The following is a 16,511-nucleotide window of genomic DNA, read 5'->3' as shown; positions in this document are numbered from 1 at the left end:
TTACCTTATTGTTGAAATCTAAATGGCACAGACTTTCCGTCAATCGTTGCCAGCACCCTAAATTCATTCGGTCTTATTGAAGACAGGTCATATCTAACATCAATACTAATATCGACGGTCTTTCCGGTCTGAAGCTCACTCCTCAGATAGTCCTCCATTGCTCTCCAATCACCCCGATTCAGCGTTGAAGCCTGCGGAACAATATTGATTCGATCACCAGCACCGCCAAGACTACTCGCAATCAAATGCCCACCATCATCCCCTGCACACCCACTCTTACCAGCACAAAGTTGTTGGTAGGCGTTTCGATCCATAGTATTGAGGCTCAAACTCCCTTCAACTTTGGTCACCCGGCCTGACGCATCGGTGATGTAAGTATGTCCATTATCCAGCAAGTATGCTGTCTTCGGAGCCAGTTGCCCGGTTATTCCAGTGTTGATCGACGGCTCCCAATTCCCCTTCGCCCCTGCAGGAACCTCAACAACGCGTTCCACACCGGTACGAAGTGCAAGCTTCTCAATCGCCTTGAGTTCTTCAGCGGTTCTCGCGACGTTCTTAATTGTGCCTGCAGCGCCTCCGCTTGGTACATTAAGCAGAAGATCTCCCATCGTCTTGGCGATGTATTTTCCGTCTCCGGTTTCGTATGCCTGAGCCAATTGCTCCCGCTGAGCGGGTGACATCGCACCGATTAATTGGGGCCAGCTTTCCGGATTTTTCAAAAGATCCCAAGCTGCACCCAGAGCCTGTTGCATCTCTGCCTTAGCAGTGGGATCTTGCATTAATGCATTGAACCCTGTTGCAGCAGCCGAACTAATCGCCGATATCGCGTCTGCAAGAGTATTTACCGTACCCTTGCCGATATTCCAAACCGTATATCCGTCCATGGTCTGACGAGCCATGTCCAGTGTCTTAGCTTCGGCAGATGCATACGAAAAAGTCGTTGCAGAAAGTAGAGCTTTATCCCTGACATATTCAGCTGCTGCCTGCCTCACGTCCTTCACGACTTGCGCACAAGCAGGAGTTGACTGACCTATACAAGCCTGGAATTCCAAGTCACGTTTCTTATCCAGCTCTTCCAACGATTTAATTTCCGTTTCGCAATCGCTATTGCATTGTCCGATCTGCTGCTTATCGCGAAGCTTGCTTAATCTTTGTGCCTCTTCATGTTTGAGATAATTATTTACAACTTCGTTGTAAGCCGCAGCCCCACCCGCAGTCCCACCAACAGCCGCACCCACCAAGGTACTCGACAACCCCGTCAACGCCTTCGCCAGTTCAGGATCAACACCCGCCTTATCCAAGGCTGATGCTACGTTTGGCGCCGTCAAGGTTCCCGCTGCTGCGCCAGCCGCCCCGGCAAGACCTCCCGTGAGTCCACCCACAATGGAGTGTGCCAGAACCCGCATCGTCCCATCCGGTCCCCAATTGCTCTCAAGCGCGCTGGCCTGATCATTGAGTTCCTTAGCGACGGCTGGATCGGTTGCTGCGTTTGCCTGCGTACGCAAGTCAGCAGCCTTTTTCTGCTGTTGCTCAGCGTAGTCCCCGATCAACTTGGACGCCTGCTGCCCAAACGCCTGCGTAATCTTGGCCTGCGCCTCCACATCCTCACGTAGTTGATTGCCATCCCAGTTCTTGGCAAGACTGTTGCTGCTGTCCTTGCCGGTACGCACAGACGTATCTAACGAGGCCACAGCCTGATCCGGACTTTGGCCGGTCTTCGCCTGCTGCGCCTCTGCATCGGTGATCTTCACAGCACTACCAGAAACACCACTACGTGTCACGCTCGTCTCGCTACCCGAAGCATTCCCGATGCCGATGCCGCCACTTGGCTTGCCTTGCGAGGTGCCAGCACTCACACTCTGACTCTCCGCCGAGTATTGACTCCGATTCTGGATATCACTGCTGGTCAGCGTTCCCGTGGTCAGGCTGTTCTTGCCTTGTTCCACCGCCTGATCCGTACTGGCAATCTGTGCACCCTTCAGGTCTGTATTGCCTTTGACGTTGATCTGGAATCCGCCATTACCCGCAGTAATCCCAGACTGCTGGCCCACGCTGGCGTAATCCGCATCAACACGACTACGGCTCGCACTGATGCTAGCTCCCGAGCCATACCCGATGGTGGCACTACCACCAATACTCTCATCACGACTCTTGAAGCTGCTGGTGTCCTGCACACTGGCAATGTTCAGATCACGCCCCACATTGGCCACCACCTGGTCGCCCGAGACCGTGGCGCCCACCAGATTCGTATCACGTCCAGAATCGATATTGACCTGCCCACCCGCGCGCACTTGGCTCATGACGTTGGACACGTCCTTGCCATCGCTATTACCGCGACTACCCGCAGCATTGGCCGTAAAACCGAACTGGGTCTTGGTCCCAAACTGCGCAGTAAAGCCGACGCCCCACGAAGACGACGACCGGTCACTATGCTGTTCATCCGTATTTTGCGCAGCGATCAGATTGATATCGTTGTCCGCCTTCAGCGCCAGATTACCCTTGGCATTGATATCGCTGCCCGCAATGGTGATGTTGCTGTTGGCCCCGTCGCCTGTGGCACGGATGCTCATGTTGCCACCCGAAGCAACGGTAGAGCCGCGTTGCGTCACCGTATTCTGTTCACTACGGCTACCGTTCTGGCTACTGCCCGCCATGACGCTGATGCCGATGTTGCCACTGCCATCGGCAGACGCTTTTTGCGCAGCTCCCACCGCGCTATACACCGACATGCCCGCCGTCGCCGCCGCCAATGCCTGCGCCCGGCCACTCTTGGTCTTGCTCGCCGCATCGGCCATCTGGTCTACTGACTGCATCGCCGAGATCACCGGACTGGTCACGGATAGGGTCACACCGCTTTGCTTGAACTTGTCTTCGGTGACGGTTCGGCTTGCTTGTTCTGCCGCCTTGATCTCTACCGACTTGGCCGCAATATCGACATCCCCCTTCGGCGCCATCACATCGCTGCCCACCTGCGTATAGCGATTCCCCGCGACGATACTGACGTTGCCTTCCACGCTCCCCACCGTCGACGCAGCCGCCGTCTTGCTCTGCCCATCCACGTCCTGGCTCTGCATGCGGCTACCCACCGTCACCCCAACGCCCGCCCCCATCACCCCGCTCGTGGTCTCCTGACGGAAGTTGCGCTGCGTGCTGGTATCGGTCGCAGCCACGATGTTCACGTTATTGCCCGCGACCACCGCTGTACCTTGGGTAGACACCACATCGCTGCCCGTCACGTTCACATCATTGCCCGCCTGCACCGCCACGGTATTGCCCGAGAAGGTGCTGCCCACCTGCCGGCTGTAGCTGCTGGAATCATCGGTCTTGACCGAGGTGGCCGTGAGCAAACCGCCCGAACTGTGCTGGTGCTCATCCCGTGCGCTGCCCGATTCGTTGGCCGTCTCGATACGCACATCCCGGCCCGCCGCTGCACTGAGTTGCCCCTCGGCCACGACCTGTGCGCCCTTGCTCACCACGTCCTGGCCCGCGCGGATGCTGATGTTGTTGCCGCTGACTTGCGTGCTCACGTCCTTGCTGCCGGTGAGCGTGGCACGGTTTACGCCGCTCTCGCTGATGCCGTGGGCGCCGTTGGACTGGTCGACCAGATTCGGGCCGGTCAGTGTGCTGACCCAGTTCGAAGCGCCGCTGTCGTTGGCCCAGCTGATCTGCTGCCGGAAGTTCTCGTTGACCGTACCCAGGCTCACGTCGCGGCCTGCGGCCAGGCTGACGTCGCCCGTGCCCGCAACCACGGCCGCATTGGCCGTCAGGTCACGGCCTGCGGCCATCGTGATGTCCTTGCCGCTGACACTGGCGATCTGGTTGATGTTGGTACCGCTGGTGACGGCATTGGCCGTGCTGACGGTGGTGCTGTTGACGTTGATGTCGCGTCCGGCCGCCAGCGTGACGCTGCTGCTGCCGTCGATGGCGCCGCCCAGGTTGTTGACGTCCTGCGCAGCCGCCACCGTGACAGCACTGCCACTGATACGCCCACCCAGGTTCTGCACATTGTTCCCCGCCAGTGACACGCTCTGCCGCCCGGCAATCGTGCCGCCGCTGTTGACGATATCCTGTGCTGCCTGGAAGGCCACGTCATTGCCCGCGATCAGCGTGCCCTGCCCGGTCACTTCCACATTGGAGGCGTGGATATACACCTGCGGCACCAGCACTTCCTGCGTGCTGCCATCGGCCAGCGTCACGTTCTGCTTGACCAGCCAGACGATATCGGTCTTCAGTTCCGCAATCTGTGCATCGGTCAGCGCCACGCCCACGGTGTAATGATTGGCCTGCGCCACCTGCACACCCGCGTTCATCAAGGCCTGGTATTGCGCTTCATTGCTGCTGTATCCAGCCAGATACCGCTGGCCGGTGATCTGCTGCACCTGGCGCTGGACCAGTTGCTGTTCATAGAAACCATCGCCCAGTTGCCGCACGCTGGCCGTGGCGCCCAGTTGGTTCAGCATGAAGTCCGAGGACAACCAGTTGCGCGTGCCCACAAACTGCGGATCGGTCTGCACCAGATAGCGCTGCGCCGGGCCCGCGTTGATGCGGTAGAGCGCATTGTTGGGTAGCGTCAGGTCAAGGTTGGCGATGCGGATGCTGGCCGCGCCTGCGGTCGCCCCCGCTGCGCCTGAGACCGACGAAGCCACAGCACGCACTGAATTGGCGCGATTGGGGCCGGCGCCGCTGGTCGGGGTGATGTCCAACTGGAAGTTGGTCACGATGTCCTGCGACTGGTAAGGCGCATCGTCATAGCGGCGATCATCGGCGCTGAAGGTGTGGCTCTTGACGTAGGTGTAGCTGGCCGAGCCCGTCGAGACCACGCGCTGTCGGCCCAGCGGTCCGGTGTTGTTGATGGCGGTGCCGTTGACGCTATCGCCGGCCAGCGTGCCGCCGGCGATGACCTGGCTGGCGTAATTGTTGACGCTGCCGGCCACCAGGTTCATGTTGCCGCCAGAGGTGATCATGCCCGGATCGCTCTTGGTGACGACCGTGCGGGTGATCTGCTCGGTGCCGTCGTAGATGGTCCATTCGCGGTAGGAGCGGCTGTTGACGTTGTTGTTAAAGGCGGTGATCTTGTCGTTGAGCTGTAGGAGCGCTGCAAGGTAGGCGTCGTACTTCGGCTTCCAGACATTATAGACAGATCTCCAGGCATCGTAGACGTCAGCTGGGACCGGCACCGGGACGCAGGATTCATAACAGGCCTCGCCGGGCTGTGGCTCCGGGCCGGGGCCCGGGCCGGGGTCCTCGGCCGGCGGCGTCACCCCCATGACTGCCCAGATACGGTCTGTCGGCTTGTAATTGATGACCGCCGGATAATGGATAACCTCGGAGTCACCGCCACCACCCGAGGTGAAGGGCGGGGAATAAGCCATCGCCACGGCATTGTCACCACGGTCCCCATGCGAATAATCAAACGGGGGGCCATAGCGCTCAGCCGGGTAGGCGGTCGAAGGCAGCAGCAGGCGATAGTTGTCCTCATCGCCCATGGCACGCCAGTTGGCGGCATCGAGGATTTCTCCGGAACCCCGGTTGTAGAGCCAGGCCGAATTGGAATCCAGTAATTGCGACGACCCGTTGAGCCGGAAGTTGACGATGCGATTGCCCGGCCCCGTCTGATCCGTCGTCTCCAGATGCGCATTGGTGTTGTTGATGGTCCCGGCCGCAATACTGAGATTGCCATCCGCATTGATGGTCGCGCTGCTGTTGTTGACCTCTCGCGCACTACCGGTGGCGTGCTTGTTGGCATCCAGCGCCCCGCCGATGGCCATGTCTCCCGCCGAATAAATCAGCGCGTGCTCGCTGTTGTTGATGACGCCCGCACCAATGTCGAGCCGGTTGCGTGCCGCAATGACCGGCGCACTGGTGACGCCATCCACCGTCTCGGCCTGGTTGTTCAACACATCCGCACCGATGGCGATGTTGTCGCCATAGATGCGGCCGGTGCCGAGGTTGTTGACGGTGCTGCTCTCGATGACGGTGTTGACGCCATCGATCAGGCCACGGTTGATGAAGGTGTGGATGTCGGTGGCCTTCAGTTTCAGGGTATTGCCCACCAGTGAGCCGCTGGCCTGGTTGTCGATGGTGGCGGCCGTCAGTGTGAGCGTGCCGCCCGCACCGACCGCGCCGGCATTGGTAAAGGTGCCGGCCGTGCGCAGGTCGATGTCGCCACTGGCCCCTATCTGGCCGGTATGAAGAATCGATGCTACCAGGTCCAGGCGCAGGTCTTTCTGGCTCAAGAGCTTGCCGCTGCCGGTGAAGGAATAGGCTAAAACGCTGGTCTGCTGTCCGGCGATGATAGTGCCGTTGCTGTTGTCCACGGCCAGCGTGCGGTTGGCGGGGTTGGCGTCAGTCAGGCTGGCGCTGTGGGTGGCGGAGATGAGCCCAGCGGTGTTGTCGATGCGAGCGCTGGCGGTGAGCGCAATGGCGTCGCCGCGCAGCGCACCCTGGCGGTTGCTGATGTCGGCCGCCGCGATGTTGACGGTGGCGCCTTCCATGCCCTGGTCCTGGCCTTGGGTGCTGTCGTTGCGCACGGACGCGGCCTGCACGTTGACGGTGCCATCCGAACGCATCAGGCCGCCGCTGTTGTCCACGCTGCCGCTGCCGGCCTGGATGTCCATGCCCTGCTTCGCCTGCATCGTACCGCCGCGATTGCTGGTGCCATTGCTGTCCACCGCCAGGCTGCCATTGGCGCCGATCACGCCGGCATCGTTGTCGAGGCTGGCAGCCTTGAGGATGATGTCGCCGTTGGACGAGACATTGCCGCGATTGACCAGCGCGCCTGCTGCAACGCTCAGCGGACCTTGCGCGACAATGCCGCGCGTGCTGCCGGAATGGGTGTTGCGCACGGTGCTGCTGCCGGCGTCGATGCTCAGTGCATCGCCCGCTTGCAGCAGGCCGCCGTCATTGCCGAGCTCGCCGCTGCGAATGTCCAGCTTGCCTTGCGCGACGATGTTGCCGCCACCGTTGTCGAGAGTGCCGCTGGCCACGTGCAGGTCACCCTGCGCACTGATCTGGCCCTGGCGGTTGTCGAGCGCCTGCTGTTGGCTGTCGATGCGCAGCTCATTGCCGCTGAGGCTGCCATTGTGGTTATCGATGCCGGCGGCCTTCAGGGTGAGCGATTGCGCCGCGCTGACCTGGCCCTGGTTGCTGACCGTCCCGCTGGCCGCCACGCTGACGGCATCGCGGCTGGACGCCAGCGTGCCCCGGTTGGAAAAGTTCGCGGCCTGCACCTCCACACTGCCATTGGCGCCTACCGTGCCGCTGTTGGTCATGCCCTGTGCGGCGTCGATGCGCAGGCGGTCACCGGCATTGAGGCCACCGCTGTTGTCCAGGCTGCCCACCTTGAGGCCGACGGACTGCGCGGCTTCGATGCGGCCACTGTTGTTTGTGCCGGCGCTGGTGGCGACGTGCAATGCGCCTTGGCTCGCTCGCAAGGTGCCGCTGTTGTCCAGGGTAGCGGCATTGACGCTGGCCTCGCCCGTGGCCTGCAGCGTGCCGCTGTTGCTGATGCCGTTGGAGGCTTGCACCGCCAGGGTAGAACTGCTGCCGATGCTGTTGCGGTTGTCGAGGCTCGCGGCCGCAATCTCCACGCTGCCCTCGCCACCGATGCTGCCGCTGTTCTGCACCGCCCCGCTGGCTTGCACGGCCAGCGTGCCGCCACTGGCGATGCTGCCGCCATTGTCCAGTGCGGCGGTGGTGAGGGTGGCCGCACTCTGGCCGCCCAGCTCACCGGTATTGTGCAGGCCGCCCGTGGTCACGGCCAGCACGCCGTTGGCGCCGACACTGCCGCTGTTGTCCAGGCTGGCTGCCATGAGGCTCACCGACTGCGCGGCCAGCATGCGTCCGCTGTTGCTGGTGGCTCCGCTGCTGCTGACGGTCAAGCTTCCCTGACTCGCCAGTACATTGCCGCTGTTGTCCACGGTGCCAGCAGTGACACTGGTATCGCCCGTGGCCTGCAGCGTGCCGCTGTTGTTGATGCCGCCGGAGGTCTGCACCACCAGATTGGCGCCGCTGCCGATACTGCCGTGATTGTCCAGGCTGGCGGCGGCAATTTGCACGTTGCCCTCGCCACCAATGCTGCCGCGGTTCTCCAGGCGGCCATCGGCGGTCACCACCGCCTGTCCCACCGAGGCGCCGATGTTGCCGGCGTTGCGCACGCCCACACCGTGCTCCGTGGAAGTGAGGTAAATGTGACCCGCATACATGCCGCCCAGTTGCGCCACGTCAATGGCGAGCGCAGGCGTGGCGTCGGTGGGGGCCACGCCGGGGACCACGCTGGCGTGATCCGCGCTCACCGTGTTCAGGCCCGCACTGACCTTCAGTTCTGATGCCCAGATGCCGGCATTGACCTGCACCGCGCGCGCGATGATCTCGGCGTAGTCGGTGCGGCTGGCGTCCATGCCGTTGCCCTCGATGCTGACAGCACCGCTGGCCACGCGATAGCTCTCCAGGCTGCCGTTGACGAGTTGCGGCACGCCCGTGGTGAGCGTGGCGCGACTGGCATTGATGAAGCCGCAGCCCGAGCAGGTGATGCCGGCCGGATTGGCCACCACCACCTGCGCCCGCGCCCCGGCCACTTCGAGGTAGCCGCGTAAATAACTGGGGTTGGCTGAATTGACCTGATTGACGATCACCCTGGCCGCGCCCGTGGCCAGCCAGGGATTGCCCGCCACATAGCCACCGAGCTGGGTGGCCGTGGTGCTTTGCGCATTATTGAGGATGGCGCCATTGGCGCCGACGTCGAATTGCCGGTAGCTATTGACCGACACCCCTGCCGCACTGGGCGTCTGGATGTTGATCACCGGTACGCCATTGGGCGTGACCAGCACGGTGGGCTGCTGGGTGCGCGGGGCATTTCGGTCGCCCAGGATCTGCGCATGCGCCACCGTGTTCATGGCCAGGGCTAGCGCCACGGACAGCAGCGAAAAGCGCAGGGCCGACGGTAACAGGTCCGGCATCTTGCCGACACCGGCCAACGTACGGCCATGGTGCTGGATGCTGGAGGCGATTTCTGCAACGGCCATTAGTTGGCCGCGATGCCGGTTGAAAACCAGCTTGTAACGCTGACGGTTCATGAACACCCCGGGTGTTGTTGTCGTTATGACCGGCTGTCGATTCCTTGTTTGTCGTTGCCGGTTGGCAAGATTTTGCTTGCCAGGTGCGAGATGTTAATTTAGGTTAACGAGGAAAAGTGATTTTTCAGTACGCGAGAAGGTTTCTTGTCAGCAAAACCCAACAGTTGTTTTTATTCCATTACTTTTTCTTTTGATGCCTTGGCCAGTGCGGCTTTGGGCCGTGCTCACCATGTTTTCAGCTTGCCGTTTTCCTCCCTCCAGACTTGCCCTGATCCTTGGCCTGAATCTGCTCACTCCCCTCGTCCTGGCGCAAACCGCCGTCAATCCCGAACAATTGCAGCGTGAACGTGAACGCGCCCTGCGCCAGCAGCAGGAACAGCGGCCCGACGTGAACCTGGGCACACCAGCGGCGCCTGCGATGGCGCAGGATTTTCCGGAGCAGGAGCAACCCTGCCGGACGATTGCGTCGATCAGGCTGGAGGGCGACCAGGCCGAACGTTTTGACTTTGCGCTCGACAGCGTGACCGGGCCGCAGGGCGCCATCGGGCGCTGCCTCGGCTCGAAAGGGGTCAACCTGGTGCTGGCGCGGGTGGAGAGCGCCATCGTCGCGCGCGGCTACATCACCACCCGCATGCTGGCGCGTGCGCAGGATCTCTCGGGCGGGCAGCTGGTGCTGTCAGTGGTGCCAGGACGCGTGCGCCACATCCGCTTTGCGCCCGATGCCGATCCACGCGGTACCGCCTTCAATGCCCTGCCCGTCAAAGCGGGCGACATCCTCAACCTGCGCGATATCGAACAAGGACTGGAAAACTTCAAGCGCCTGCCGACCGTGCAGGCCGACATCAAGATCACGCCCTCCGAGGATGCGGGTGCCGAAGCGGGCGACAGCGACCTGGTAATCCAGTACCAGCAAGCCTTTCCGTTCCGCCTCACGGCAACGCTGGACGATGGCGGCGCGCAGGCCACCGGCAAGTACCAGGCCGGACTGACCCTGGCCTACGACAACTGGTGGACCCTCAATGACATCTTCTACGTCAGCATGAGCCGCAGCCTGAATCATTACGGCGACCACGGCAGCCGGGCCTATACGCTGCATTACTCGCTCCCCTGGGGCAACTGGATGGCGGCCATCACGATGTCGGGCAGCCAGTATCACCAGACCGTGGCTGGAGCCTTTGAAAACTTCGTCTACAGCGGCCGTTCGGAAACCACCGAGTTCAAGCTCTCGCGCCTGGTCTATCGCGATGCCGCGAGCAAGACCACGGTGTTCGGCAAAGGCTTGCTGCGCAAGGCCTACAACGCCATCGACGATCTGGAGGTCGGGGCCCAGCAGCGTCGCACCACCGCCTGGGAAGCAGGGCTGAACCAGCATCAGTACCTGGGCGAGGCCGTGGCCGATGCCACGCTGGCCTATCGCCGTTCGCTCGACACCCAGGGCAGTGAACCCAGCACGCCCTTCGACCTGCCGCAGATCGGCACGCACTATGGGCTGTGGCTGCTGGATGCCTCGCTCAATGCGCCCTTCCAGCTGGCCGGCGCCAGGCTGCGCTATGCCCCTACCCTGCGCGCGCAGTGGAACCGCGGCAGCCTGCCGCCGCAGGATCAGTTCTCCATCGGCGGACGCTATACCGTGCGCGGCTTCGATGGCGAACTGAGCCTGCAGGCCGAGCGCGGCTGGTTCCTGCGCAATGAAGTGGCGCTGGGCCTGGGCGAGAGCGGGCAGGAATTGTTTGGCGGCGTCGATACCGGTGCGGTAGCAGGACCGACGGCGCAGTTCCTCACCGGCCAGCGGCTGACCGGAGCGGCGCTGGGCTTGCGCGGCAGCCTGTTCAAGCTGAGTTATGAGATGTTCGTGGCTACGCCGCTGGCCAAACCACAAGGCTTCCAGACGGCAGCGGTGACCGGAGGATTCAACCTGCAGTGGGCGTTTTGATGATCGTCGAAAAGACTGACGTTAATCGTCGTTTCCTGAGCGCGTCTCTGCCCGGTCTGTAAGCGAATATCCAGTCCCTGTAAATTCCTCGAAAATCCGCTGTTGTACCCTCAAAGAGCTCAACCCGGTAAGCCACCGGAGGGTCTCAGCCCAGTCAAGCAATTCTGCTGATGGGACCGCTGGCGCGGGCCAGGCTTGAGCGCACGCCTGCCACTACGCGCAGGCGTTCATCGAGGTAGGCGCTCACGCGGGGATGTTGACTGAAGGCGACGTTGAAGCGGATGTGCTGGTCGGGCTTGTCGTTGGCAGAGAACGCGGCGCCACGCATCATCAGGATCTCGTTGCGGTAGGCATCCTGCACCAGCAGGTCCACATCCAACCCTTCCGGCATGCTGCCCCACAGGAAAATTCCGGCATCACCGGGCTGCTCAAACAATACGCCAGCCGCACTCAGCTGCTGCATGCTGGCGTGGCGCGCCACCATGATCTTGCGTTGCAACCGCTCCAGGTGCTTGCGCAGGTTACCGGCCTTGAGCACTTCCAGTAGAACGTATTCGTTCAACGCCGGCAAAGTCATGATGCTGTGGATCTTGGTTCGCATCAGCAGCTTGAGCAGTGAGGGCTGGGCGGCCAAGTAACCCATGCGCAGAGCCGGGCTCAATGCCTTGCATAGGCTGGAGTAGTAGATCACGCCATCCAGTCCGGAGAGCGATGCCAGACGCGTACTGTGTCCCTGCTGGAAATGGCCGTGCACATCGTCTTCGGCGATCAGAAAGCCATGCTGTTGCGCCATGCTCAGCACCTTGTGCAGATTGGTGGCGCTACTGCTCCATCCGGTGGGATTGTGCAAAGCCGTCTGCACGAACAGCAGGCGCGGACGGTGCGCGCGGCAAGCGGCTTCCAGTTCGTCCAGGTCTAGCCCATCGGGGCGGCGCTGGATGGGTAACAAGTGCACGCCGTCCTGGCGCAACCTGCCGAACATCAGGAAGTATCCCGGGTCCTCCACCAACACCGTATCGCCGGGTTGTAGAAACGTGCGGCAGATCAGATCGATTGCATGGGTGCCGCCAAAGGTGGTGAGGACGTGGCCAGCTTCCGCAGCGATGCCGATGCTACGCAAAAGCAACGCGATCTGCTCGCGCAGTTCGGCCAGTCCTTGCGGTGGACAGCGCGAGGCCATGCCGGCCGCGCTACGCGCCAAGCCACGTTGCACAGCGGCCGCCGGCACTGCGTCCTGCAGCCAAGTCGGCGGCAAGGCTCCACTGCTGGCTTGCAGCAATCCCGGCCGCTGCTCGTTCACTTGCTGAATCAGCCAAACCGGCTCCTGCTCCTGGCCCGCTTCTAGCGCCACTTCGTCGAGAATGGCGCGGCCGGCGTCGGTTGGTGTACAGACGAAGAAGCCCGCCGTACCGTGCGTTTCGATGACGCCTGCGGCCACCAGCCTGTCATAAGCCACCACCACTGTATTGGTGCTGACCGCGAGCTGAGTGGAGAGCTGGCGGATCGACGGCATCTTGGTCCCGCCAGGCAGGACGCGTTGCGCGATCTGCTGGCGCAATGCGTCCTCAACCTGCTTGAATAGGGCGATGGGTGAAGAGCGATCGATGGAAAACATCGGGGAAGTCTAGCGTAAAAACATCACCGAGAGCAGTAACAGAATGGCCCCCATCACCAGATTGAATATGCGCTGGTTGCGGGGTGCCTTCAGGACATTACGGATGGAGACACCGAATAGCGCCCACATGGTGTTGCATGGCATGCCTACCACGGTGCCGATCACGGACAACAGTAGTGCACTGGCGAGTATGTTGCTCTGCGAAGGCATAAAGACTGACGCCATTGTAACCGCCTTGAGCCAGCTTTTAGGGTTCAACGCCTGAAACAGCACCGCCTGCGCAAACGACACCGCCCTCGGTGCGCTGGATCCGGCCACTGAGGCAGCTGCAAGCTTCCAGGCCAAAAACATCAGGTAGAGTGCGCCCGCGATCCGCAGTAACTGTTGCGTCATCGGATACGCGATCAACACGCTGCCCAGCCCCACGCACATGAGCATGGTCTGCACGAAGATGCCAACCTGGATACCGAGAATAACCGGCAGCGCACCACGATAGCCGAAATTAGCACCGGTAGTGGCCAGCATGACGTTGTTCGGCCCGGGTGTGACGGACATCACAAAGCAATAGCTCATCAGGGGCAGCAGTTCAGTCATGGTATGGAGTCGTAGCGTGGAGAAGCCCTCAGTCTAGAAGCGCGGCACGGCAAGGAACAGATACAAAGCGCCGCATACAAGCACATGCTGTATCAGTCGAACGATTGCTACAGTGGCGATACGAATTGACCGGATCTCACTTAGCATCAAGGCGGATTTTTGCCTAAAAAAACCTTTGTTCCATGGAGTCGCGGGTGTCGTCCGCTTCTGGCCGATTGCTATCATCCAAGAAGGGAGCTAGACATTACTCAGTGGTAGCTACGATTCCTCTAATCCGAAGTTCTTAGTTCTTTGTTTCAATCGTGCCTAGTTGCGCCAATCGCGCCATCTCAATGGCAAACGATGACGGCATCCCTCTCTCGGCGAGAATCTTGGCGGCAACCTTGCCACCGTCATTGAGATACCGTGGCACTCTTGGCGCTTGAAGATTGGTTCTTGACAAGGGTCAGCCGTACTTGCTAAGCAGTTCTTCACTCAAAACATCGTCAACTGAAACGATCTTCAGCTGACCAGTGAAAGCGCGTAGGCCTCGGAAGAACTTACCTATATCGCGTGTGGGCCTCTGGTACGTAGGTACTCGATGCGACTGCGCGATGAACTCCTGCGCCCTTCCACAAATGCGCACCAACGCGGTGTAACTGCGGGTGGATAACACCAGACCGTTATCAAAACGCCGCAAGAACTCCAACGTAACCCCGCCCAGCGAACCATTGCGAGCAGTGGGCGCTTGCCCCAACGTAGACTCCGCAGTCATCGACTCTCACGTGCGCGGTAGATGCCAGTCCAATAATTTTCGCGTATGGCATTTGCTCAACGAATCGCACTTGTACAACGCCTAATTCCCTCTCGCACAGCATTCCCAATTTCTTCATCTGTAGCGCTACTAGGAAGATGCAAAATTTCATCTCCATTAACAGAAATTCCAGCATATCCGTCAATAGTCTTGTGATGCGTTGGCTTAATTTGGACCACCGTTTCAGACATGCTAATCCAACAGCACATCATGTTTTTAAGTAGTTCCCTTTTCGACTTATATCCATATTTCTGCATAGCGGCTTTAACCCGCTCACGGGCAGCTTCCTGAATTTTTCCAGATGCAAAAACTTCCTGAAACTTCTCTGGCGAGACAACCTTACTTTCGTCAAAAGCAAGACGCACAATCCTTCCTAGCACATCATTACCTACGTCAGCCGCCAGGTAACAAACCGCTGCACTGGGTTCAACATAGTTAACCATTGAAATCGAGTATGGAATTATTTGAAAGAAATCGCCATTGAAACCAACTTCTGCTTTAGCTTTGATTTCAGCTTTTGATCTGATCTTTAGCTCTATCATTTTATCTTTGTCACCACAATCTGGATCTGCTTACTTTGAGCGTACTGTATCGACTTTGCGATTGCAGCAAGCTGCTCAGTGTTAGTACTCGCGGGAATCGCAAGCTGCATTTGCTTGCTTAGAATATCTTCTGGCCCATAGTGGCCCATGCACTTCGATATGGACTGATCTGATATTGCGCAGTCCTTCACGCTCTTCCGCCGGCGCCACTACTTCAACGGCTGGCATGCCAGCTTCATCCTCTACATGACCACCGCCAGCAACGTCAACGACGTGGACAAGCTGCGCGAGGCCATGCGCAACAGCAAAGGAGCGGGCAATTTCCCCAATCTGTTTGTGCAGGCGCAGTTTCTTTCCTTGAACGAATGGGCTGGCCAAGAGATGATCCGCTTCCGTCCCTATCAACTTCCTACCAATGAAGGCTAATAACTATGAGCGATCACGCCGACAACGCGGACAGCCGAATCTATCGAACCATCGCTACTGGCCTGGAGGCTGCACCAAGAGCTCCCGAACTGCAGGCTGACCGCCGCTGCCATTTCTGTGATGAAGTAGTGACTGCGAATCTGCTTTTTTTAATGTGGACTGTCGCGATGACTATCAGAAGATGGATTCAGCACGTCGCCGCGCTGGAAGATATCAGCTATAGATTCGAAAAACGAGGGAGTAAATCTTGATCTGCAAGGCGAATCTCAATCGCATTTGCCGCCTTGATATGTTCCTTATTTTTTACAGAGAACGTTTCGTTCGGAACGCTGACGACGATTGTTCCTTTCTGTTTCTTGTCTTTGTCCCAAACCGGAATCAGCTCTGGAGCCTCTGGTACCTGTGCAGGTGTCAAAATCTCAGGTAAATATAGCATCCAGCCGACGCCGGGGTGATCTTCAAAGACGGCATGTCGGGTTGCATAGGGAGGAGGGCTTACCTGAATAAATGGCGCAGGGAAGATTCCTAGAAGTGTATTGATAATCTGAACAATATTTCCCTTTTTCTCTAGTGCTTGCACAGCCTTGGAATTGAGTTCGAAAGAGGACCTCGAGTGATTAGAGGCAATTGCCACTTTGTGTAGCAAGACGGCGCCGCCCGTATCTTCTTTTCCGTTCCATACACCTAATCTTCGAAACTGTTCAGATCGGTCAGATTTTTCCTCTTCTTGAAAAATAGCGATAGCTGCTGGTGATGGTCCATTTTTATCAAAGGCGATGTTACGCCGGGCGTTGTCAGGGGTGTCCGCCGGTGGGCACCATTCCTCAAGCGGCATACCTATTTGGTCCAAGAGAATGGCCACTCGCCAAAGCTGATTAAGCTGCTCAGAAATGCTGGGGAGCGTTTCGAGCCCAGATCGATAGGGGAATTTAATGTTCATCGGATTACGGCATAAAAACCACGGTTATTAGCAGTCCTTCGTCCAGAAATATTCGCTTCATGTGATTGGCAACGAATTTCTCCATGAAGTACCAATTGAGTCTTGCGGGCGCAGACGCCGTTGTAATGCGACTTTGTTTTTCCGCTTGATTCATCAGTTTTTTATATCCGGTGAAAGAGAAAAAGAACTTTGGCGTGTCCGTCTCTTGATCAAAAAAATGTGCATATCGGGCCTTCGCTTCTTGCAAGAGACATTCAGAAGAGCGGAATCCATCAAAGTCCACGCCAGAAAATGCCCACTCAGTATAGGGCGCAAAGCCCGTCACTCGTGCTTGGTACTCGCGAGAGATATCGGACATATTCCATCGCCGCGACACTACTGCACCGCCGTTAGGCGGACATTCCTTACATTTTTCGCTCTGCTTTATCACGTCAACTTGAGCAAGCGGCTTGCTTTGAGCTTCTTCAGCCTTCTTGGAATTTGTATAGACCGCAGCGGCGCCGCCCGCTACGGCAGCAGTGCCAGCTAGTCCCAGCCACGCTGCTACTTCAGCAGAGATGGCCGGCACGAACGGGATGGCGAGAAAACCCATGC

General features: G+C 59.2%; 9 protein-coding genes. 2 read left to right on the top strand and 7 right to left on the bottom strand.

Translation table 11 applies throughout. From position 1 onward, the window contains the following. Positions 1-5: 5 nt before the first annotated feature. A complete protein-coding gene (locus ACVC5H_RS07440) occupies positions 6-9,074 on the bottom strand; it encodes a two-partner secretion domain-containing protein (protein WP_489621707.1) in 9,069 nt (3,022 codons plus the stop codon). A 229-nt stretch (positions 9,075-9,303) separates the two neighbouring features. Here ACVC5H_RS07440 and ACVC5H_RS07435 point away from each other — a divergent pair, with 229 nt between their 5' ends. Then, positions 9,304-11,007, top strand: coding sequence for a ShlB/FhaC/HecB family hemolysin secretion/activation protein (locus tag ACVC5H_RS07435; RefSeq protein ID WP_489621706.1), 1,704 nt, complete (start codon positions 9,304-9,306; stop codon positions 11,005-11,007). Positions 11,008-11,161: 154 nt separating this feature from the next. On the opposite strand, the gene ACVC5H_RS07430 is transcribed toward ACVC5H_RS07435, so the two are convergent. The 4 genes from ACVC5H_RS07430 to ACVC5H_RS07415 form a co-directional block, all read right to left on the bottom strand. Then, on the bottom strand, positions 11,162-12,622 hold the full coding sequence (locus ACVC5H_RS07430) for an aminotransferase-like domain-containing protein (protein ID WP_489621705.1): 1,461 nt from the start codon (positions 12,620-12,622) through the stop codon (positions 11,162-11,164). A gap of 9 nt (positions 12,623-12,631) precedes the next feature. Beyond that, entirely contained in the window at positions 12,632-13,216 is a 585-nt protein-coding gene (locus tag ACVC5H_RS07425) for a LysE family translocator (RefSeq protein WP_489621704.1), read from the bottom strand. A gap of 810 nt (positions 13,217-14,026) precedes the next feature. After that, the gene (locus ACVC5H_RS07420; protein WP_489621703.1) at positions 14,027-14,551 is read right to left on the bottom strand and encodes a contact-dependent growth inhibition system immunity protein; all 525 of its coding nucleotides are present in this window, start codon (positions 14,549-14,551) and stop codon (positions 14,027-14,029) included. Further along, on the bottom strand, positions 14,548-14,661 hold the full coding sequence (locus ACVC5H_RS07415) for an endonuclease toxin domain-containing protein (RefSeq protein ID WP_489622665.1): 114 nt from the start codon (positions 14,659-14,661) through the stop codon (positions 14,548-14,550). Before ACVC5H_RS07415 ends, ACVC5H_RS07420 begins: the two co-directional genes overlap by 4 nt. A gap of 136 nt (positions 14,662-14,797) precedes the next feature. Here ACVC5H_RS07415 and ACVC5H_RS07410 point away from each other — a divergent pair, with 136 nt between their 5' ends. After that, positions 14,798-14,977, top strand: coding sequence for a hypothetical protein (locus tag ACVC5H_RS07410; protein WP_489621702.1), 180 nt, complete (start codon positions 14,798-14,800; stop codon positions 14,975-14,977). Positions 14,978-15,194: 217 nt separating this feature from the next. On the opposite strand, the gene ACVC5H_RS07405 is transcribed toward ACVC5H_RS07410, so the two are convergent. After that, on the bottom strand, positions 15,195-15,917 hold the full coding sequence (locus ACVC5H_RS07405) for an immunity 52 family protein (RefSeq protein ID WP_489621701.1): 723 nt from the start codon (positions 15,915-15,917) through the stop codon (positions 15,195-15,197). Positions 15,918-15,921: 4 nt separating this feature from the next. After that, positions 15,922-16,509, bottom strand: a complete 588-nt coding sequence (locus tag ACVC5H_RS07400) for a restriction endonuclease fold toxin 5 domain-containing protein (RefSeq protein ID WP_489621700.1) — start codon at positions 16,507-16,509, stop codon at positions 15,922-15,924. Between the last annotated feature and the right edge of the window lie 2 nt (positions 16,510-16,511).

The sequence above is a fragment of the Herbaspirillum sp. Her3 genome (assembly GCF_057961275.1).
Note: the sequence above shows the minus strand (reverse complement) of the source record. Positions and strands in the feature narration are given on the sequence as shown.

What these genes read in the sequence shown, in the direction of transcription:
- ACVC5H_RS07435 (WP_489621706.1), top strand. Translation starts at nt 9,304, where the DNA reads ATGTTTTCAGCTTGCCGTTTTCCTCCCTCCAGACTTGCCCTGATCCTT.
- ACVC5H_RS07415 (WP_489622665.1), bottom strand. Translation starts at nt 14,661, where the DNA reads ATGCAGCTTGCGATTCCCGCGAGTACTAACACTGAGCAGCTTGCTGCA.
- ACVC5H_RS07410 (WP_489621702.1), top strand. Translation starts at nt 14,798, where the DNA reads ATGACCACCGCCAGCAACGTCAACGACGTGGACAAGCTGCGCGAGGCC.
- ACVC5H_RS07420 (WP_489621703.1), bottom strand. Translation starts at nt 14,551, where the DNA reads ATGATAGAGCTAAAGATCAGATCAAAAGCTGAAATCAAAGCTAAAGCA.
- ACVC5H_RS07440 (WP_489621707.1), bottom strand. Translation starts at nt 9,074, where the DNA reads ATGAACCGTCAGCGTTACAAGCTGGTTTTCAACCGGCATCGCGGCCAA.
- ACVC5H_RS07400 (WP_489621700.1), bottom strand. Translation starts at nt 16,509, where the DNA reads ATGGGTTTTCTCGCCATCCCGTTCGTGCCGGCCATCTCTGCTGAAGTA.
- ACVC5H_RS07430 (WP_489621705.1), bottom strand. Translation starts at nt 12,622, where the DNA reads ATGTTTTCCATCGATCGCTCTTCACCCATCGCCCTATTCAAGCAGGTT.
- ACVC5H_RS07405 (WP_489621701.1), bottom strand. Translation starts at nt 15,917, where the DNA reads ATGAACATTAAATTCCCCTATCGATCTGGGCTCGAAACGCTCCCCAGC.
- ACVC5H_RS07425 (WP_489621704.1), bottom strand. Translation starts at nt 13,216, where the DNA reads ATGACTGAACTGCTGCCCCTGATGAGCTATTGCTTTGTGATGTCCGTC.